The 19230-nt window shown below is 63.7% G+C and carries 17 protein-coding genes; 13 read left to right on the top strand and 4 right to left on the bottom strand.

The features are described from left to right. The first annotated feature begins 28 nt into the window (after positions 1–28). The 4 genes from bioB (at position 29) to JI743_RS02400 (ending at position 3815) form a co-directional block, all read left to right on the top strand. Positions 29–1063: a biotin synthase BioB gene (gene bioB, locus JI743_RS02415; RefSeq protein ID WP_201927239.1), complete on the top strand. Its 1035-nt coding sequence runs from the start codon at positions 29–31 to the stop codon at positions 1061–1063. Then, complete coding sequence (locus JI743_RS02410; RefSeq protein ID WP_201925577.1) at positions 1060–1305, top strand: hypothetical protein; 246 nt, start codon at positions 1060–1062, stop codon at positions 1303–1305. The genes bioB and JI743_RS02410 overlap by 4 nt, the downstream gene beginning before the upstream one ends. Further along, positions 1305–3311 (top strand): acetyl-CoA carboxylase biotin carboxylase subunit, encoded by a 2007-nt coding sequence (locus tag JI743_RS02405; protein ID WP_201925575.1) that lies wholly within the window; start codon positions 1305–1307, stop codon positions 3309–3311. The genes JI743_RS02410 and JI743_RS02405 overlap by 1 nt, the downstream gene beginning before the upstream one ends. A gap of 132 nt (positions 3312–3443) precedes the next feature. Further along, positions 3444–3815, top strand: coding sequence for a tRNA-binding protein (locus tag JI743_RS02400; RefSeq protein ID WP_201925573.1), 372 nt, complete (start codon positions 3444–3446; stop codon positions 3813–3815). Between the two features lie 3 nt (positions 3816–3818). Here JI743_RS02400 and JI743_RS02395 read toward each other — a convergent pair whose 3' ends face one another. Beyond that, complete coding sequence (locus JI743_RS02395) at positions 3819–5210, bottom strand: peptide MFS transporter (RefSeq protein ID WP_201925571.1); 1392 nt, start codon at positions 5208–5210, stop codon at positions 3819–3821. A 120-nt stretch (positions 5211–5330) separates the two neighbouring features. Between JI743_RS02395 and JI743_RS02390 the strand changes: the two genes are divergently transcribed. Then, positions 5331–5738, top strand: a complete 408-nt coding sequence (locus JI743_RS02390) for an MAPEG family protein (RefSeq protein ID WP_201925569.1) — start codon at positions 5331–5333, stop codon at positions 5736–5738. A 327-nt stretch (positions 5739–6065) separates the two neighbouring features. On the opposite strand, the gene JI743_RS02385 is transcribed toward JI743_RS02390, so the two are convergent. Further along, positions 6066–6833, bottom strand: a complete 768-nt coding sequence (locus JI743_RS02385; RefSeq protein WP_201925567.1) for a cyclase family protein — start codon at positions 6831–6833, stop codon at positions 6066–6068. Between the two features lie 193 nt (positions 6834–7026). Between JI743_RS02385 and JI743_RS02380 the strand changes: the two genes are divergently transcribed. The 6 genes from JI743_RS02380 to JI743_RS02355 all read left to right on the top strand — a co-directional run bounded on the left by JI743_RS02380 (position 7027) and on the right by JI743_RS02355 (position 15166). Beyond that, complete coding sequence (locus tag JI743_RS02380; RefSeq protein ID WP_201925565.1) at positions 7027–8658, top strand: MFS transporter; 1632 nt, start codon at positions 7027–7029, stop codon at positions 8656–8658. Between the two features lie 43 nt (positions 8659–8701). Beyond that, positions 8702–9745: an alanine racemase gene (gene alr, locus JI743_RS02375; protein WP_201925563.1), complete on the top strand. Its 1044-nt coding sequence runs from the start codon at positions 8702–8704 to the stop codon at positions 9743–9745. A gap of 474 nt (positions 9746–10219) precedes the next feature. After that, positions 10220–10756, top strand: a complete 537-nt coding sequence (gene phaR, locus JI743_RS02370; RefSeq protein WP_201925561.1) for a polyhydroxyalkanoate synthesis repressor PhaR — start codon at positions 10220–10222, stop codon at positions 10754–10756. Between the two features lie 40 nt (positions 10757–10796). After that, positions 10797–12323: a proline--tRNA ligase gene (proS, locus tag JI743_RS02365; protein ID WP_201925559.1), complete on the top strand. Its 1527-nt coding sequence runs from the start codon at positions 10797–10799 to the stop codon at positions 12321–12323. Further along, positions 12323–12808 carry a GNAT family N-acetyltransferase gene (locus JI743_RS02360; RefSeq protein WP_201925557.1) on the top strand — a complete coding sequence of 162 codons (486 nt, stop codon included), beginning with the start codon at positions 12323–12325 and terminating at the stop codon, positions 12806–12808. The genes proS and JI743_RS02360 overlap by 1 nt, the downstream gene beginning before the upstream one ends. 27 nt (positions 12809–12835) lie before the next feature. Beyond that, entirely contained in the window at positions 12836–15166 is a 2331-nt protein-coding gene (locus JI743_RS02355; protein WP_201925555.1) for a ribonuclease R family protein, read from the top strand. Between the two features lie 110 nt (positions 15167–15276). On the opposite strand, the gene JI743_RS02350 is transcribed toward JI743_RS02355, so the two are convergent. Continuing rightward, positions 15277–16062, bottom strand: coding sequence for a helix-turn-helix domain-containing protein (locus JI743_RS02350; RefSeq protein WP_201925553.1), 786 nt, complete (start codon positions 16060–16062; stop codon positions 15277–15279). Positions 16063–16180: 118 nt separating this feature from the next. Between JI743_RS02350 and JI743_RS02345 the strand changes: the two genes are divergently transcribed. Together JI743_RS02345 and JI743_RS02340 are read left to right on the top strand one after the other, a co-directional pair. Beyond that, positions 16181–16576, top strand: coding sequence for a hypothetical protein (locus JI743_RS02345; RefSeq protein ID WP_201925551.1), 396 nt, complete (start codon positions 16181–16183; stop codon positions 16574–16576). Positions 16577–16703: 127 nt separating this feature from the next. Beyond that, positions 16704–18641 carry a CocE/NonD family hydrolase gene (locus tag JI743_RS02340; RefSeq protein ID WP_201925548.1) on the top strand — a complete coding sequence of 646 codons (1938 nt, stop codon included), beginning with the start codon at positions 16704–16706 and terminating at the stop codon, positions 18639–18641. Here JI743_RS02340 and JI743_RS02335 read toward each other — a convergent pair. Next, positions 18638–19093, bottom strand: coding sequence for a universal stress protein (locus JI743_RS02335; RefSeq protein WP_201925546.1), 456 nt, complete (start codon positions 19091–19093; stop codon positions 18638–18640). The two genes, JI743_RS02340 and JI743_RS02335, sit on opposite strands and share 4 nt — an antisense overlap. Positions 19094–19230: the final 137 nt, after the last annotated feature.

The raw sequence follows: 19230 nt of genomic DNA, 5'->3' as shown, positions 1-19230 counted from the left end.
GGCCCAGAGCGACATTGAGCCGTCGATTCTGGACCGCACTGGGCCCCGGCTTTCGCCGGGGTGCGACGATGAAGTTCGTCGCAACTGGACCCGCGAGGAAATCGCGGCGCTGTTCGACCTGCCGTTCGACGAGCTGATGTGGGAGGCGCAGGGGGTTCACCGGCGGCACCATGCGCGTGGGCAAGTGCAGCTTTGCACCCTGCTCAGCATCAAGACCGGCGGCTGCGTCGAGGATTGCGGCTATTGCTCGCAATCGAAGCATGCCGACAGCGGCCTGAAAGCGACGAAGCTGATGGACGTCCGCGCGGTGCTGCAGGCGGCGGCGCAGGCGAAGGATTCGGGGTCGAAGCGCTTCTGCATGGGCGCCGCGTGGCGCAATCCCAAGGACCGCGACATGCCCGCGATCGTCGAGATGATCGAGGGCGTGCGCGCGATGGGCATGGAAACCTGCATGACGCTGGGGATGCTGACGAAGGAGCAGGCGCAGACGCTGGCGGTCGCGGGGCTCGACTATTACAACCACAATATCGACACCTCGCCCGAAAATTACGGCAATGTCATCACGACGCGGACCTTTCAGGAGCGGCTGGACACGCTGGAGGAAGTGCGCAGCGCCGGGATCAACGTCTGCTCGGGCGGGATCGTCGGCATGGGCGAGACGCGTAGCGACCGCGTCGGCTTTATCCACGCGCTCGCGACCTTGCCCGAACATCCGGGCAGCGTGCCGATCAACGCGCTGGTGCCGGTGAAGGGCACCGTGCTCGGCGACATGCTGGCCGATACGCCGCTGGCGAAGATCGACGACATCGAATTCGTCCGCACCGTCGCGGTCGCGCGCATCACCATGCCGCTGAGCATGGTGCGGCTGAGCGCGGGGCGTGAGAGCATGTCGGAGGCGACGCAGGCGCTGTGCTTCATGGCGGGCGCGAACAGCATCTTCACCGGCGACAAGCTGCTGACGACGGCGAATGCGGGCGACAATGCCGACGCGGCGCTGTTCGCGAAGCTGGGGCTGCGGCCGATGGAGAGCGAAGAGCCGATGCGGATGGAGGCGGCGGAGTGAGATTGCTGGCTGATATTCCTGCACGGCATCGGGTCGGCTGTGTCACCTATGCTGTGGTTGGCTCGATAGCCGTCATATTTTTTCTGTTTGGAGCCGCGCTGGGTCACTGTCCGGTCGATGATGCGGGACGCGGCTGTGAGCATGATGATCTGATCAAATTTGCGATGTTTCCGGGCAGCTTGATCCTATTCCTTGTGGGCGGTGTCCTGCTGGCTCGCCATGTGTTGAGAGACAGAGACTAATGTTCAAGAAAATCCTGATCGCCAATCGCGGCGAAATCGCCTGTCGCGTCATCAAGACCGCGCGGCGCATGGGCATTGCGACCGTCGCCGTCTATTCGGACGCCGATGCGCGCGCGCCTTTTGTGGGGATGGCCGACGAGGCGGTGCATATCGGGCCGTCGCCGGCGTCCGAATCCTATCTGATCGCCGACAAGATCATCGCCGCGTGCAAGGCGACGGGCGCCGAGGCGGTGCATCCGGGCTATGGCTTCCTGTCCGAACGCACCAGCTTCGCCGAGGCGCTGGCGAAGGAAAATATCGCCTTCATCGGCCCGCCGGTGAACGCGATCGCCGCGATGGGCGACAAGATTGAATCGAAGAAGCTCGCGCTGGAAGCGGGAGTCAACGTCGTCCCCGGCTTCGTCGGCGAGATCCGCGACACCGAGCATGCGGTCGAGATTTCGAACGAGATCGGCTACCCGGTGATGATGAAGGCGTCGGCGGGCGGCGGCGGCAAGGGCATGCGGCTGGCCTATGACGAAAAGGACGTCCGCGAGGGGTTCGAGGCGACGAAGCGCGAGGGGCTGAACAGCTTCGGCGACGACCGGGTGTTCATCGAGAAGTTCATCCTCAACCCGCGCCATATCGAGATCCAGATCCTCGGCGACCAGCACGGAAATATTCTCTACTTGAACGAGCGCGAGTGCAGCATCCAGCGGCGGCATCAGAAGGTGGTCGAGGAGGCGCCGTCGCCCTTCGTCACCGAGAAGATGCGCAAGGCGATGGGCGAGCAATGCGTCGCGCTGGCGCGCGCGGTCGGCTATTACAGCGCGGGGACGGTCGAACTGATCGTCTCGGGCGCCGACCCGACGGGCGAGAGTTTCTATTTCCTCGAAATGAACACGCGGCTCCAGGTCGAGCATCCGGTGACCGAGGCGATCACCGGCATCGACCTTGTCGAGCAGATGATCCGCGTCGCGGCGGGCGAGAAGCTCGAAATGACGCAGGACGACATCAAGATCGACGGCTGGGCGATCGAGAACCGCGTCTATGCCGAGGATCCCTATCGCGGTTTCCTTCCATCGACCGGGCGGCTTGTGCGCTATCGCACCCCCGTTCCGGCGTGGGAAGGTGACGAGCGCGGCGTCGACGGCGTGCGTGTCGATGCCGGGGTCGAAGAGGGCGGCGAGGTGTCGATCTTCTACGACCCGATGATCGCCAAGCTCGTGACCTGGGGCGAGACGCGCGACGCGGCGGCGGACTTGCAGGTCGCGGCGCTCGACCGTTTCGAAATCGAGGGCCTGGGCCACAACATCGATTTCGTCTCGGCAATCATGCAGCACCCGCGCTTCCGCTCGGGCGAACTCACGACCGGATTCATCGCCGAGGAATATCCCGAAGGCTTTGTTGGGGCGCCCGCTGCCGACGAGGTGACGCGTGCGCTTGCGGCCATCGCGGGCTTCATGGCGAGCGCCGAAGCCGACCGCGCGCGGCGCGTCGACGGCCAGCTCGGCGAGCGGCTCGACCCGCCCGCCAAATGGCAGGTGACGGTCGGCGGCGCGAGCCACAAGGTCAAGGTCGGGACCAAGCATATCAAGGTCGACGGCGAGGCAATCGACATTGCGCTCGAATATACGCCGGGCGACCGGCTGGTGGTCGCCGAGATCGACGCGCGCGAGCTGGCAGTGAAGGTCGCAAGGACGCGCACCGGCTGGCGGATGACGACGCGCGGGCGCATTCACGACGTGCGCGTGCTGCCGTGGCACGTCGCGCCGCTTGCCTCGCACATGATCGAGAAAATTCCGCCCGACCTCTCGAAATTCCTCATCTGCCCGATGCCGGGCCTGCTCGTCGCGCTCCATGTGGGCGAGGGCGATGCGGTCGAAGCCGGGCAACCGCTCGCGACCGTCGAGGCGATGAAGATGGAGAATATCCTGCGCGCCGAAAAGGCAGGCGTGGTGAAGGCGGTCAACGCGGCGCAGGGCGACAGCCTGGCGGTCGACGCGGTGATCTTGGAGCTGGAATAAGGCTGCGCCCACTTCACTTCGTCATTGCGAGGAACAGAGTGACGAAGCAATCTCCTGATATCGCCTGAATGGACCGATAGCTGGAGACTGCTTCACCCGGCTTCGCCGGGATCGCAACGACGGACATTGAAAATGCATGTGAACCATCAAAATGATGCCCCCGCAGCCGATCCCATTACCTTTGACGATTTTCTGAAAGTCGATATCCGCATCGGCACGATCGTTGCGGCCGAGCCCTTCCCCGAAGCGCGCAAGCCCGCCTTCAAGCTGAAGATCGACTTTGGCCCCGCCATCGGCGTCAGGAAAAGCAGCGCGCAGATCGTCGACCGTTACGCGCTCGACGATCTGCCGGGGCGTCAGGTCGCGGCCGTCGTCAACTTCCCCCCGCGCCAGATCGGCAAATATATGTCCGAGGTGCTGACGCTCGGTTTTGCGGACGAAGCGGGCGCGGTCATCCTGTTCGCGCCCGACCGTGCCGTTCCCAACGGATCGCGGCTGTTCTGACCGTCAGGCGACGGCTGGGACCGGATCGCCCATCAGGCGGCGCGCGAGGAACAGCTTGAACATCAGGAAGGCGACAAGGCCGACGACCGCGGTGCCGACGTGGAACAGCCAGAAGCTCGTCGTCGGCATCGTCGCATACCAGGTCCCGACTTCGCCCACGATCTTGTTCGCTCCGAAAAAGGCGAGGTAGTAGATTCCGATCACCGTCGCGTTGAGCGCGCGTGGCGCCATCTTGGTGAAAAGCGCGAGGCTCACGGGCAGGATGTGCGCAAAGCCGATGCTGTTGAACAGGTGAAACATCAGCGGCCAGAACAGCCCGATCTTTCCGTCGCCCTGTGTCGCCGCGGCCATGAAAAGGCAAAGACCGCCCGCGACCGTGAAAAAGCTTCCGATGACCATCTTCCCCAGTTCGTCGGGCTCGCGATACCGCTTGCCATACCAGACATAGAAAGCCGCCACCGCGGCGAGCATCGAGAAGCTGGCGGTCGCGTCGATCGTGATCATCCAGCTCGTCGGCAGCGTGGTGCCGAAGAAGGTGAGCTGGAAATGTTGGTCGGCCCAGACGAGATAGGCATTGAAAATCTGTTGGTTGGTAAGCAGCGCAACCGCCATCACCGGCACGAGCGTGAGCACGGCGACGACGCGCAGCCAGTCCTGCCGCGACATTGGTTCGCTGACCCTTGCCGCCGCGTTTGCCGAGGGGCGGTTATCGGCGGGTAACCACGGACCAGCCATGATGTAGAGGATAAGCCCGATCACCATGACAATACCTGCGGTGCCGAAACCCCAGTGCCAGCCGACCTTTTCGCCCAGCGTCCCGGCGACGAGCGGAGCCGCGATCACGCTGACGTTGATCGCGATATAGAAGATCTGAAACGCCATCGCGCGGCGCAGGTCGTTGGGGCCGTAGAGCTCGCCCACCTGGCTCGCGATATTCCCCTTGAACAGCCCGACGCCGACGACGAGCGACAGCAATGCAAACAGGAACGCTCCCTCGAACGCCATCAGGAAATGGCCGAGCGCCATGATTGCGCCGCCCGCGATCAAAGTGGCACGGCGTCCCAGCCAGCGATCGGCGATCAACCCGCCGAGGATCGGGGTCAGATAGACGAGCGATGTATAATCGCCGAAAATCTTGGACGCGAGCGGCTGGCCCTCGATGCCGCCATACCAGCCCTTGAGCCAGTCGAGTCCGATCACTCCCGCAGCATTTTCAGGCAGCAGCAGATATTTGACCATGTAGAGGACAAGCAGCGTCTGCATCGAATAATAGGAGAAACGCTCGCAACCTTCGACAAAGGCGAGGTAGCCGAGTCCCTTGGGATGACCAAGGAAGGCGCGGTCGGCGCGTGCGGCTTCAGGATCGAGTTCGGGCGTCGCTTCGGCGATGGTCATTTATATCACTCCCGGGACATATAATTTTGCGGCGCACCCTAGCGCCTTCGATGCAACTTGCCAGTGGCAATCGACCGGCGCGCGGTTAGGGTGGCGCATTGTTCAGAGGGGGAGAATATTATGACCTTGCCGGTAACTGCCTTCGTCGCCGCGGTGTGTGCGCTGCTGCTGCTTGCGACCGCGATCGACACGGTGCGCCAGCGACTGCGCGTCAAGGCCGCGTTCGGCGATCATGGCGACGCGAAACTGATCAGCGCGAGCCGCAGTCACGGCAACCTTGCCGAATATGCGCCGATCACGATCATCCTGCTCGGACTGCTCGAGACGGCGCGGGCGAACCATATGGCGCTGATGGTGATCGGCGCGATCTTCCTGATCGGCCGCGTCGCGCATGTCATCGGCCTGTATGCGCCGGTGGTCGCAGGCAAGCCGCCGCTGGGGCGGCAGGTCGGGGTTGTGGCGACTTTCGGCACCTTGTTGGTGCTCGGCGGGTGGACATTGTGGATGCTTGCGACGGTGAATTTGTAACCGGTGGCGGCTTCGGGGTGGGAAGCGGACGTTGTTCGATTGGCTTCGTCGTCCCGGACTTGATCCGGGATCTATAGTCTCTCGGTCGTTATGGATCCCGGATCAAGTCCGGGATGACGATGAAAAAAATGATCGGGATAGCTCGCTAGCCCCCCAATCCTCCCTGTCGCGCAGCGATGGGGAGGGGGACCGCGCCCGAAGGGCGTGGTGGAGGGGCCGCGAGGTTGCGCCATTGGCCCCTCCGTCAGCGCTGCGCGCTGCCACCTCCCCATGCCTGCGGCACAGGGAGGATTGAATGTCAGGTTTCGGTCATGAGCGGCCCGATCCTCAATCCTCGATCAACGCGACCGCCCGGATCCAGCCCGCGCTGGCGCGCTCGATCTTCACCGGGAAGCAGCTGAGCGTCCAGCCGGTCGGGGGCAGGGCGGCGAGGTTGGTGAGCTTTTCGATCTGGTAATAGGGACGGATACGGCCCGCCTTGTGGCCTTCCCAGATGATCGACGGGTCGCGCGTCTCGGCCCAGCGCTTTGCAGTGTGGCTGAACGGTGCGTCCCAACTCCATGCGTCGGTGCCGACGACTTTCACGCCGCGCTCGGTCAGATACAGCGTCGCCTCGGCACCCATGCCGCATCCCTGATCGGTGAAATTGTCGGTGCCGTAGATCGCGCCCGACTGGACGAGCACGATGTCGAGCGGTTGCAGCGTGTGGCCGATGCGCGCCAGCTCGGCCTCGACCTCGGCGGCGCTGATGACATGGCCTGCGGGGCGGTCCGAAAAATCGAGCTTCACGCCGGGGCGAAAGAACAGGTCGAGCGGCGCTTCGTCGATGCTCGGCGCGGCGGTCGCGCCTTCGTCGGTCGTCGAGTGGAAATGCCAGGGCGCGTCCATATGCGTGCCGTTGTGCGTGCTGAGCGTCAGGCTTTCGACCGCCCAGCCTTCGCCGTCGGGTAAATCGTCGCGGGTCAGGCCGGGGAAGAACATCGCGATCTGCTCCCACGTCGTTTCGTGGGTCATATAGGTGATTTGCGGGCGCATCACGGGCGGGTCCGACACGACATCGTTGGTGATCGGGATCGACAGGTCGATGAATTGCATGAGCCACAGCCTGCCACCTTATTGACGTTACGCCAAGAAGGCTTGCGCGGCGTTGCGAGACAGCTACACCGGCCCAAACCCGTTCGTGTCGAGCGAAGTCGAGACACCCGTGGGTCGTGTATGCCTTCACGGCATCTCGACTTCGCTCGATGCGAACGGAGAGGGACAGGTCAAAATGGCCGAGGGAGAGACTATGACCGATGCAGCCGCCGTCGCCGACCATGGCGCGGTCTATCAGCCGACCCAGAAGGACATCCGCATGGTCATCGCCGCATCGTCGGCGGGTACGGTGTTCGAATGGTATGATTTCTTCATCTACGGCACGCTCGCGGCGATCATCGGCAAGGCCTTTTTCCCCAGCGACAATGCGACGCTCGAAATTCTGCTCGTCTGGGCCGGTTTCGCGGTCGGCTTCGGCTTTCGCCCGCTCGGCGCGGTGCTGTTCGGTTTTCTCGGCGACCGGCTGGGGCGCAAATATACCTTCCTCGTCACCGTCACCTTGATGGGCATTGCGACCGCGGGGGTCGGCATGATCCCGTCGGCAGCGACGATCGGCATTGCCGCACCGATCATCGTCATCCTGCTCCGTATTCTTCAGGGCCTCGCGCTCGGCGGCGAATATGGCGGCGCGGCCATCTATGTCGCCGAACATTCGCCGCCCGGAAAGCGCGGCTTTTATACCAGTTTCATCCAGGCAAGCGTCGTCGGCGGCTTTGTGCTCAGCCTGATCGTCGTGCTCGGCTGCAAGGCGCTGATGCCCGATGCAGTATGGGAAAGCTGGGGGTGGCGCGTGCCGTTCCTGCTGTCGCTGATCCTGCTTGGCATTTCATTGTGGATGCGGCTCAAGCTGTCCGAAAGCCCGGTGTTCCAGGCAATGAAGGCCGAAGGCGAGCTCGCGAAAAACCCGCTCAAGGAAAGCTTTACTTATCCGGGCAATCCCAAGCGCATTTTCGTCGCGCTGTTCGGCATCGCCGCCGGGCTCACCGTCATATGGTACACGGCAATGTTCTCGGGCCTGTCGTTCCTCAAGGGCCCGATGAAAGTGGATGACACTGCTGCCGAGATCATCGTCGGCACCGCAGCGGCAATCGGCATGGGATTCTTCATCTGGGCGGGGCGCCTGTCGGATCGCATCGGGCGCAAGAAGCCGATCGTGTGGGGCTACGGCGTGACGCTGGTGCTGCTCTTTCCGCTCTTCTGGCTGATGGGCAGCGTCGGCAACCCGGCGCTCTCCGCAGCAGCGGAGCGCGCGCCTGTCGTCGTCACCGGGTCGCAGTGCAGCTTTGATCCCTTCGCGCAGCAGCAGGCGACGGTGTGCGGCCGCACGCTCGGCGAGCTCACCCGGCTTGGCGTTCCCTATTCGATCGTCGAAAGCGAAAGCGCATTCGACAAGGTGCAAGTGACGATCGGCGATCGCAAAGTGGCGGGAGAGGATCCCGCGATCCTGCAACCGGCGCTCGAAGCGATGGGCTATGATTTCGAAAAGCAGATCCCGTCGGCGCTCGGCATCGCGATCATCATCGCCGCGCTGCTCGGCCTCAGCGCGCTTTCGGGTTTTACCTATGGCCCGGTCGCAGCACTGCTCGCCGAAATGTTCCCGCCGCACGTCCGATACTCGTCGCTGTCGATCCCCTACCACCTCGGCACCGGATATTTCGGCGGTTTCCTGCCGCTGATCGCGAGCTTCATCATCGCCAAGACGGGGAATGCCTATGCCGGCCTCTGGTACACCTGGTTTGTCGTCCTCGGCGCCTTTCTGATCACCGCCTTCATGCTCAGGGAGCCCGTGGAGGGCGAATGGGACAAGACGCCGACGCTCAAGTGAACGGTCGTTGGCGCTGGCGCCAAAGCCGTCTAGGGGCGGGGTCATGATCGATATTGCTTCGCCGCAGCGGCTCCGTCTCGATTCCGATGCGCTCGTGCACAATTGGTGCTGGCTGGCCCGTCATGGCGGAGCCGAAGCGGGTGCGGCGATCAAGGCCGACGGTTATGGGCTCGGCGCGCGCACCGTGATGGACCGGCTTGCTGCGGCGGGGTGCCGGCATTTCTTCGTCGCGACATGGGGCGAGGCGGCGGCGCTGATGCCGCTGCCCGAAGGCGTCACGCTGTCGGTACTGCACGGCGTCGGCGCAGAGGATATGGTCGCGGCACGGATGATTCCCGCGCGGCCCGTTCTCAATAGTCGCCAACAGGTCGCGCGCTGGCGCGAAGCGGGGGAAGGGCTTCCGTGCGACGTCATGATCGACACCGGAATGAACCGCCTCGGTTTGCGTGTCGAAGAGGCGATGGCGGGAGCGCTCGACGGGCTGGCAATCGAAACATTGCACAGCCACCTCGCGTCGGCCGACGAGGATAGCGATCAGAACGGACAGCAGCTTGCGGCTTTCCATGCCGTGCGGACGCAAATTGCCGCGCGTCGCTACAGTCTCGCGAACAGCGCGGGCATCTGCCTGGGCGCCGATTATGGCTTCGATCTCACGCGTCCCGGCATTGCGCTATATGGCGGCATTCCGCGGCGAGAGGCCGAAGGCCACATCCGGCAGGTCGCCTTTCCCGAGGCGCGGGTTCTGCAAGTTCGCGACGTCCCGGCGGGAGAGACGGTCGGTTATGGCGCTGCCTGGACGGCGCCGCGCGATAGCCGGATTGCGGTGGTCAATCTGGGCTATGCCGATGGCTATTTGCGCTGCCACGCCGGGTCCGGCGGCGGCCGATGGAACGGCAGAAACCTCCCGCTCGTCGGCCGCGTATCAATGGACCTCACCGCATTCGACGCGCGCGACGCGACGGAGATCGCCGAAGGCGACTGGGTGACGGTTGATTACGACCTGCCGCGCGAATCGGCGGCGTGCGGGTTGTCGCAATATGAGCTGCTCACGAGCCTGGGCGCGCGGTTCGACCGCCGAGAGAAATAGCCAACTGCAATTTCTTTAGGGTCGGGGCCCATTGGTTCGAGGTAGTGATTGCGATTCAGGCGGCCACGAAGGAGCTTGAATTTGAACGATTTATCCTGGCTGACGGATGAGCGGATGGCTCGCCTTCGGCCTATGTTCCGAAGAGCCATGGGCGTAAGCGCGTTGATGATGGGCGTGTTTGAACGGGATAATCTTCGTCAGTCGCAATGGGCCGAGGTAGCGCGATGCGCCGAAGGACTATGGCCGTCGCTCTCACCGCAACCGTAATCTTCTGGCACTGATCAATGCGTCCTGATCTTAAGGAACGTCGCGGATCGACTCGGTCCGGGTCCCGACGAAACTTTCGTCGAATGGTCACTCGTCCGACCGGCCGTGTTGCGATGCATCAATATTTGGTGCTAATGCTCGGACCATTAGGTGCGATACCGTCCTTGCGCTGTCGGCGTTCGGATTTTTACAGGAGTTCGGGTCCCGATGGCGAAAGCGAAGGCGGCGGACGGCGAGGCCGTCACGATCAAGAAATATGCCAACCGGCGCCTCTATGACACCGAACGCAGCTGTTACATCACGCTCGAGGATCTGGGGACGATGGTCCGCGACGGGCGCGATTTCCGCGTTGTCGATGCGAAAAGCGGCGAGGACATCACGCATAATGTGCTGACCCAGATCATCATGGACGAGGAAACGCGCGGCGAGACGCTGCTGCCCGTAAATTTCCTGCGTCACCTGATCGGCATGTATGGCGACAAGATGCAATCGATGGTGCCGCAATATCTCGAAGCGTCGATGGCGACCTTTCGCAAGAATCAACAGGATGTTCGCGCGGCGTTCGAGGGAGCGCTCGGCGCGAACCCGCTCGCTGAACTGACGCGCCGCAATTTCGAGATGTTCCAGCAGGCGGCGGGCGCTTTCATCCCGGGCGCAGCGGGCTCCAAGGCCAAGGACGATGAGATCGAGGCCCTGAAGGCCGAGGTCGCTGCGCTCAAGGCCGAACTCGCCAAGAAGAAGTAGAAGGGGGCGCCCACGCGCTCCAGCAACGAAAACAGGAACGATGATCAAACATGCGCTCAGCGTAACGCGTCAGGCCGATTTCGCGGCCTGGTATCAGGATGTCATTGCCGAAGCCGACCTTGCCGAGGAATCGGGCGTGCGCGGCTGCATGGTGATCAAGCCGTGGGGCTATGGTATCTGGGAGCGCATCCAGACGGTGATGGACGCGGCGATCAAGGATGCAGGCGTCCAGAATTGCTATTTTCCGCTCTTCATCCCGCTCTCCTTCTTCGAAAAGGAAGCCGACCATGTCGACGGCTTTGCCAAGGAAATGGCGGTCGTCACGCACCACCGGCTGATCGGCGACGGCAAGGGGCGACTGATCCCCGATCCCGAGGCAAAGCTCGAAGAGCCGCTGATCGTTCGCCCGACCTCCGAAACGGTGATCGGATCGGCGATGAGCCGCTGGGTGCAGAGCTGGCGCGACCTGCCGCTCAAGGTCAACCAATGGGCCAATGTCGTGCGCTGGGAGATGCGTACGCGCATGTTCCTGCGCACGAGCGAATTCCTCTGGCAGGAAGGCCATACCGCGCACGCCGACCGCGACGATGCGATGGCCGAAACGCTCCGTGCGCTCGAAATGTATCGCGCCTTTGCCGAGGATGTGCTCGCGATGCCCGTGATCGCGGGCGAAAAGCCCGAGAATGAGCGCTTCCCGGGCGCGGTCGCGACCTATTCGATCGAGGCGATGATGCAGGACGGAAAGGCGCTGCAGGCCGGCACGTCGCACTATCTTGGCACCGGCTTTGCCGAAGCGGCGAACATCCGTTTCCAGGACCGCGACGGCGGCCACAGCCTGTGCCACACGACGAGCTGGGGCGTGTCGACGCGGATGATCGGCGGCGTCATCATGACGCATGGCGACGACGACGGGCTGCGCTGCCCGCCGCGCATCGCGCCGCACCAGATCGTCATCGTGCCGATGCTGCGCGAAAATGACGAGGACGCCGCAATCCTCGATTATTGCCGCGACCTCGAGGCGAAGCTCAAGGCGCTCGACGCGTTCCGCGAACCGGTACGCGTGCTGCTCGACACCGGTGCGACCAAGGCGCAGACGAAGCGCTGGGGCTGGGTCAAGAAGGGCGCGCCGATCATCGTCGAGGTCGGTCCGCGCGACGTCGCGGGCGGCAACGTCGCGGTGATCCGCCGCGACCGGCTGTATCAGGAAAGCGGCAAGCTCAATTCGGCCTTTGTCGCGAAAGACGCGTTCGTTGCCGATGCGGTCGCGATGCTCGAGGATATTCAGGCCAGGCTCCACGCCGAAGCCAAGGTGCGTCTCGAAACCAATATCCGCCGCGACGTCACCGACCTGGCGGGCCATTTCGGCGGCGACGACAAATTCGTCGGCTGGGTCGAGGTGCAATGGGCGCGCCCCACCGGCGAAAAACTCGATGGGATCGTTGAGCAACTCAAAGCGTTGAAACTGACGATGCGCAACACCCCCCTCGATGCCGCGCCCGCCGACGGCGCCTGCTTCTTTACCGGTGAGCCGGCGGTCGAACGCGTGCTTATCGGACGGACATATTGATGCAGACAGTGGACGGCGTTGCCATCGTCTCTGCGGTCGGCGAGGCCGATATCGCGACGGTCGCATCTCTTTTTCGGGACTATGCGGCGTCGCTCAATGTCGATCTCGCGTATCAGAATTTCGACGCGGAGCTTGCCGGACTGCCCGGACAATATGCGCCGCCGCGCGGGCTACTCCTGCTGGCGCGCGATACCGACGGCACCCCCCTCGGGTGCGTTGCCTGCCGACCTCTCGATGGCGACGTCTGTGAAATGAAGCGCCTGTTCGTCGCACCGGCAGGGCGGGGACGCGGCACGGGGCGGCTCCTCGTGCGTCAGCTTGTCGCGGCCGCCCGCGAGGCGGGATATGCCGAGATGTGGCTCGACACGCTTGCCTCGATGGGGCCGGCGCAGGCGCTTTACCGCGCCGAGGGGTTCGAACCCACAACACCCTATTATGATACGCCGATCGCGGGCACGGTCTTCATGCGGCGCCCTCTCGCCTAATTGCATGTTTCCGCCTATGGCGGGGCAATGCCCTCTTCCAGAAAAGCTTCGCGCAGTTCTGCGAAGGCTGCGCCGACCGGCTTGCCTTCGCCCGATGACATAATGCGCTTCATCGAACAAAGCCCCGGCGCGGTCGGCAAGCGCGAGATTGCCAAGCATTTCGCCGTCCGCGGAGCCGACAAGATCGCGCTGAAGGCGCTGCTCAAGGACATGACCGACGAGGGGCTCGTCGACATGGCGCCGGGGCGGGCGTTTCATAAACATGGCGGACTGCCGCGCGTCACCGTGCTGCGCGTCGCGGCGGTCGAGGGCGATGTCGTGTGGGCGGTGCCCGAGCGGTGGGAGGGCGCCGGCGCGCCGCCGCGCTTACGCGTGATGGAAAAGGGACGGCGGAGCGCTTTGGGGGTCGGCGACCGCATCCTCGCGCGCACCGAGGAGCGCGGGAAGGGCCATGTCGCGCACCCGATGAAAAAGCTGCAGGCGGGCGGCGAGAGCATCATCGGCGTGCTCGTTTCCGACACCGGGCCTGGCGGCAAGCCGATGACCTGGCTGCGCCCCGCCGACAAGCGCGCGCGCTTCGACTTTGCGGTCGCCGATATGGGCGACGCCGCCATCGGCGACCTTGTGCGCGCCGAGCTTTCTGGCCGCGGCCCCGCGACCAAGGCGCGGGTGATCGACCGCATCGGCGATCCCTTCGCGCCGCGCGCGCTCAGCATGATCGCCATAGCGCGGCACGAAATCCCGCACATTTTCGGCGACGAGACGCTGGCCGAGGCCGAAAAGGCCGCGAAGCTGCCGCTCACTCCCGACGGGCGCGAGGATCTTCGCGAATTGCCCATCGTTGCGATCGACCCGCGCGATGCGCGCGACCACGACGACGCCGTGTGGGCGGCGCCCGACGACGATCCCGCGAACAAGGGCGGCTGGCGCGCAATCGTCGCAATCGCCGACGTCAGCTATTATGTGCGCCCCGACAGCGCGCTCGACCGCGAGGCGCGACGGCGCGGCAACAGCGTCTATTTCCCCGACCGCGTCGTCCCGATGCTTCCCGAAACGCTGTCGGCGGGGGTCTGTTCGCTGAAGGCGGGCGAGGACCGCGCCGCGATGGCGTGCCACCTGACGGTCGACAAGCATGGCAAGGTGACGTCATGGCGTTTCACGCGCGCTCTCGTCCGGCTGCGCGCGAACATCGCCTATGAAGATGCGCAAGCGGCCTATGACGCGGGGCAGGGCGCCGATGGGTGGGGCGAGGATGTCCTGCCGTCGCTCCAGAATCTCTGGAGCTGCTGGATCCTGCTTGCAAAGGCGCGCGCGGCGCGATCGCCGCTAGACCTCGACCTGCCCGAGCGGCAGGTGATGCTCGACGAAGCGGGTAATATCGCCGAAATCCGCGTCCGCGAACGGCTCGACGCGCACCGGCTGATCGAGGACTATATGATCGCCGCCAACGTCGCGGCGGCCAAGGCGCTCGAGGCGAAGAAGTCGCCCGTCATGTACCGTATCCACGAACCGCCGAGCCGCGAAAAGCTCGTCAGCCTGAAAGATTATCTCGACACCTTCGACCAGAATTTCGCGCTGGGGCAGGTGATCACCCCTGCGGTGTTCAACCGGCTGATCGACGGTTTTTCGGGCGACGACCGGCTGCCCGAGATCATGCAGGCGATCCTCCGCAGCCAGACGCAGGCCTATTACGGCCCCGCCAATGCCGGACATTTCGGCCTCGCGCTCGGCAGCTACGCGCATTTCACCTCGCCGATTCGCCGCTACGCCGACCTGATCGTCCACCGTGCGCTCGTCGATTCGTACAAGCTGGAGGTGCCCGGCAAGCCCAAAGGCTTCCCCGAGCGCACCGGCCTGGGCGAGGCCGACCGCAAGGGGCTGTCGCACATCGGCGAGGCAATCAGCGCGCTCGAGCGCCGCGCGATGGAGGCCGAGCGCGAGACGGTCGACCGCTATGTTGCTGCCTATCTCGCGACCAAGGTCGGCGAGATCGTCGCCGCCCGGATCACGGGCGTCCAGCCCTTCGGCTTTTTCGCCACGGTCGACGGCCTCGGCGGCGACGGGCTGGTGCCGGTATCGACGCTGGGAAGCGAACGCTTCATCTATGACGAGGCGGCGCGGACGCTCGACAGCGAGCATGGCCGCACCAGCTACGGCGTCGGCCAGCGGCTCGACCTCAGGCTGATGGAGGCGAACCCGGTTAGCGGCGCGCTGCGCTTCGAGCTTCCCGATGCCCCCGAGGGCGGATTCCGCAACCGCCCCTTGCGCCGTGACGGGGTCAAGAAGGACAAGGCGGGCAAGCATATGGTCGGCAAACGCGGGCGACCCGCGAATATCCGGCACAAGGGCAAGCGCTGATCCTCCCTCGTCATTGCGAGGAGCCGAAGGCGACGCGGCTATCTCCAGCTATCGACCTCGTGCCCGGACGATAGCTGGAGATTGCTTCGCTCCGCCCGCAATGACGAAGCCTATTGCGGAGCCGCCATTTTCTGCAACAGCGCTGCACTCGCCGCATTTGCCGGAAAAAATGCCTCGATCGCCAGTTCGGACAGGGTGATGTCGATCGGCGTGCCGAACACTGTCACCGTCGACACGAAGGACAGGCGTCCCGCCGGCGTGTCGAGAAGCAGTGGTACCGCAATGCCGTTCGCGGCATGCTCGCCATCATTTGCCGCCGCGACGCCATAGCCCGCCAATTCGTCGCGCAACGCCGCGAGCTGCGGATCGCCGCTCGCCTCGACCTGGCCGTCGAGTCGGTGAAGGATGTGCGCGCGCCATTCGCCGATATTGACGATCTGCGGCGCGAGACCGCCCGGATGGAGCGCGATGCGCAGCACATTGACGGGCGGCTCGAGCAGTTCGGGCGCTACGCCCTGTGTCAGCAACGCGATCGCGCCATTGGCGGCAATCATGTTCCAATGACGGTCGACCGCGAGCGCGGGATAGGGCTCGTGCCCGCGCAGCACATGCTCGACGATCGCGCGCATCCCTTCCATTTCGGGGCTGTCGAGTGGACGCTCCTGAAAATCGGGCGCATAGCCTGCTGCAAGCAGCAGCGCATTGCGCGCGCGGTGCGGCACCTCCAACCGGTCGGCAAGTCGCTGGACCATCGCGGCGCTCGGCCGCGACCGCCCCGTCTCGATGAAGCTCAGATGCCGGGTCGAAATCTCGCTGTCGAGCGCGAGGTCCATCTGGCTCATCCGGCGGCGCGTCCGCCATTCGCGCAATTGTTCGCCAATCGGGGCAGGCTTCATCGCCATTCTCCTTTGCGGCAACAGCTATACCTCGGTCGTCGTCATAGCCATTACCTGCCGCGTAATCGACGCGCGTCATTGGCTCCGTCAAATGCGGTGCATCGAAAGGAGAATGACGATGCGCCTTTTCACCCTCAAGAACACCCTGCTGGTCGATGCGGTCACCTGTGCCGGCCTGTTCGTCCTCTGCGTCTTTGCGACTGCGACGGTCGCCGCACTTCTCGGCCTCCCCTCCGATGTGGTGACCGTCGCAGGCTGGATCGGCCTGCCGAGCGCGCTGCTGATGCTGTTCGTCGCGACGCAGAAGACGCCAAGCAAGGGACTCGCGAACCTGATCGCGGTCGGCAACCTCGGCTGGGTCGCGGCAAGCTTTGCAGTGCTCGCCATTTTCGCGGGCCAGATGACGTGGCTGGGCATCACGGTCGTCGCCGCGCAGGCGCTCGTCGTCCTCTATTTCGCGCTGCTCGAAGCCAAAGGCGCTGCGGCACTCGGCGTTGTAGTCGCTCGAAACTAATCGACGGTTTGCGCCAAACGAAGAGGTCGCTAACCCCTTCCTGTTAGATAATTTCTTTCAAGGGTTGCAAAGCATTACGTGCGGACGCAAGCAAGGCACCGCCACGTGTCATAAACAAGGGGTCGTAATGCTTCGCTCTCAAATGGTTGCGGCGATCGCCGCGCTTTCGCTGGTCGGATCGTCGACGGTCGGATTTGCACAGCCTGCGCCGCAGAGCGACATCCCCGAAAAATTTACTTCGCCCACTGACCGCAACAACTATGACAAGCGCGTCGAGATGATTCCGATGCGTGACGGGACGAAGCTCTATACCGTCATTGTGGTGCCCAAGGGGGCGAAGAACGCACCGATTGTTCTGACGCGCACGCCCTATAATGCGCGCAGCCGGGCCAATCGGATGAGCAGCACCAGCATGCTGTCGACGCTGCCACTCGCTGACGAAATCTTCGTCAACGACGGCTATATTCGCGTGTATCAGGATATTCGCGGTAAACATGGGTCCGAAGGCGATTATATTGTCACCAGGCCGCCCGTCGGTCCGCTCAACTTGACGAAGGTCGATCATGTCACCGACGCTTGGGACACGATCGACTGGCTCGTGAACAAGGCTAATCTTCCCGAATCGAACGGCCGCGTCGGCATGATCGGCTCGTCCTACGAGGGCTTCACGGTTGTCATGGCGCTGCTCAAGCCACATCCCGCGCTGAAGGTCGCGGCCCCCGAAAGCCCGATGATCGATGGCTGGATGGGGGACGACTGGTTCCATCATGGGGCCTTCCGTCTCGCCAACATCGCGTGGATCGGCGCACAGACGGGCTACAAGGGCGAAGGAAAGGCGCCGTCAACAGGCGGCTATGACGATTATGACAATTTCCGCGAGGTCGGCTCAGCAGGCGATTGGGCGAAGCGGTCTGGGTACGACCAACTCCCCTTCTGGCAGAAGTTGCTCCAGCATCCTGCGTACGACGAATTCTGGCAGGGACAGGCGCTCGACAAGATGCTCGCTGCCAACCCGTCGAACGTCCCGACAATCTGGGAACAGGGTCTGTGGGATCAGGAGGACATCTATGGCGCGATCACCGCATGGGAGGCACTGAAGGCGAAGGGCAAGGTCGGCAACAATCATCTGGTGATGGGGCCGTGGCGCCACAGCCAGATCAATCGCGAAGGTCGCTCGCTGGGTCCTTTTCGGTGGGATGGAGACACGGCCGAACAGTTCCGCAAGGATATGATCCTGCCCTTCTTCAACCAGTATCTGAAGGACGGCCCGAAATTCACTATGCCTGCGGCCACCATCTATAACAGTGGCGAAAATCGTTGGGACCGGTTTCGCGACTGGCCGCTCGCCTGCGAAAGCGGATGCAAGACGGGGCTTTCTCCCATCTATGTGGGCAGAGATGGCTCGCTGGGTTTTGCCAAGCCTGCCGAAGGCGAAACGTCCTATATCTCCGATCCGGCCAAGCCGGTTCCGCACCTGCCACGTCCGGTCAATTTCGGCGACGGCCGTTGGGGCGACTGGCTCGTCAGCGACCAACGGCACGCCGATGGTCGCCCCGATGTGCTGACCTTTCAGACCGCGGTTCTGACCGAGCCCGTCCGCGTTTCGGGTGCACCGATCGCGGACATCTTTGCAAAAATCGGCGGCTCCGACGTCGATTTCGTCGTCAAGTTGATCGATGTCTATCCCCCCGAAGTCGCCCGCGAACCAAAGATGGGCGGATATCAGCTGCCAATCAGCCTCGACATCTTTCGCGGGCGGTACCGCGACAGCTTCTCGAACCCGTCGCCTATCCCTTCCGGCGTGACGCAGCGATATAAGTTCCGCCTGCCCACGGTGAATCATGTATTCCAGCCGGGGCACCGGATCATGGTGCAGATCCAGTCTAGCCTCTTTCCGCTCTACGACCGCAACCCGCAAAAGTTCGTACCCAACATCTTTCTCGCGAAGTCGAGCGACTATCGCAAGCAGGAGGTAACGATCCTGCATGGCGGCGACAGCGCGAGTAAAGTTCTGCTCCCGCTCGTCCCCGTCGATCAGTCCGCAATGAAATTGTCGGCGCGCTAACTCAACGCATCGAGCCGGGCGATGTCGATGCCGCCCGGCACCAGCATCACCGGGCAGGGGAGCGTTCCGGCATCCTGTCCGGTGAAATGCGACACGAGCGGCCCCGGCGCGCCGCTGGCGGCCGTCGCGAGAACAAGCGCGGCGATTTCGTCCTGGTCTCCGATCACTTCGCGCACGACCTCGGCGGGCTTGCCCGACTTGATCATGATCTGCGCCTTGATGCTGGCTTCCTCTTCGATCGCTTTTGCAGCGCCCTCGGCGAGCTGTTCGGCATGTTCGCGCGCTTCGGCCTCGATCGTCGCCTGCACACCGCCAAATGCGACGAAATCCTGCGGCGGGATTATCGCGAGCACCGCGACGCCGCCTCCCGTCCGCGCCGCGCGCCGCGCCGCAAAGCGCAGCGCGAGGTTCGCCTCCGGACTGTCGTCGATCACCACCAGATACGTCCTCATGCCCCGACCCCGTTGTTCTTGTCGGCGCGGAGACTGCTTTACATTCGTATGAAAGGCAAGATTGGCCGGATGGACCTTGACCATTGATGCTCTTATGGCGAGGGAACAAACCGTAGCGGCAGGTTCGCCTGCCAGAC

Source organism: Sphingopyxis jiangsuensis, from assembly GCF_016734905.1.
Lineage (GTDB): Bacteria > Pseudomonadota > Alphaproteobacteria > Sphingomonadales > Sphingomonadaceae > Sphingopyxis > Sphingopyxis jiangsuensis.
Note: the sequence above shows the minus strand (reverse complement) of the source record. Positions and strands in the feature narration are given on the sequence as shown.

What these genes read in the sequence shown, in the direction of transcription:
- JI743_RS02405 (WP_201925575.1), top strand. Translation starts at nt 1,305, where the DNA reads ATGTTCAAGAAAATCCTGATCGCCAATCGCGGCGAAATCGCCTGTCGC.
- JI743_RS02400 (WP_201925573.1), top strand. Translation starts at nt 3,444, where the DNA reads ATGCATGTGAACCATCAAAATGATGCCCCCGCAGCCGATCCCATTACC.
- JI743_RS02395 (WP_201925571.1), bottom strand. Translation starts at nt 5,210, where the DNA reads ATGACCATCGCCGAAGCGACGCCCGAACTCGATCCTGAAGCCGCACGC.
- JI743_RS02390 (WP_201925569.1), top strand. Translation starts at nt 5,331, where the DNA reads ATGACCTTGCCGGTAACTGCCTTCGTCGCCGCGGTGTGTGCGCTGCTG.
- JI743_RS02385 (WP_201925567.1), bottom strand. Translation starts at nt 6,833, where the DNA reads ATGCAATTCATCGACCTGTCGATCCCGATCACCAACGATGTCGTGTCG.
- JI743_RS02380 (WP_201925565.1), top strand. Translation starts at nt 7,027, where the DNA reads ATGACCGATGCAGCCGCCGTCGCCGACCATGGCGCGGTCTATCAGCCG.
- alr (WP_201925563.1), top strand. Translation starts at nt 8,702, where the DNA reads ATGATCGATATTGCTTCGCCGCAGCGGCTCCGTCTCGATTCCGATGCG.
- phaR (WP_201925561.1), top strand. Translation starts at nt 10,220, where the DNA reads ATGGCGAAAGCGAAGGCGGCGGACGGCGAGGCCGTCACGATCAAGAAA.
- proS (WP_201925559.1), top strand. Translation starts at nt 10,797, where the DNA reads ATGATCAAACATGCGCTCAGCGTAACGCGTCAGGCCGATTTCGCGGCC.
- JI743_RS02360 (WP_201925557.1), top strand. Translation starts at nt 12,323, where the DNA reads ATGCAGACAGTGGACGGCGTTGCCATCGTCTCTGCGGTCGGCGAGGCC.
- JI743_RS02355 (WP_201925555.1), top strand. Translation starts at nt 12,836, where the DNA reads ATGCCCTCTTCCAGAAAAGCTTCGCGCAGTTCTGCGAAGGCTGCGCCG.
- JI743_RS02350 (WP_201925553.1), bottom strand. Translation starts at nt 16,062, where the DNA reads ATGAAGCCTGCCCCGATTGGCGAACAATTGCGCGAATGGCGGACGCGC.
- JI743_RS02345 (WP_201925551.1), top strand. Translation starts at nt 16,181, where the DNA reads ATGCGCCTTTTCACCCTCAAGAACACCCTGCTGGTCGATGCGGTCACC.
- JI743_RS02340 (WP_201925548.1), top strand. Translation starts at nt 16,704, where the DNA reads ATGCTTCGCTCTCAAATGGTTGCGGCGATCGCCGCGCTTTCGCTGGTC.
- JI743_RS02335 (WP_201925546.1), bottom strand. Translation starts at nt 19,093, where the DNA reads ATGAGGACGTATCTGGTGGTGATCGACGACAGTCCGGAGGCGAACCTC.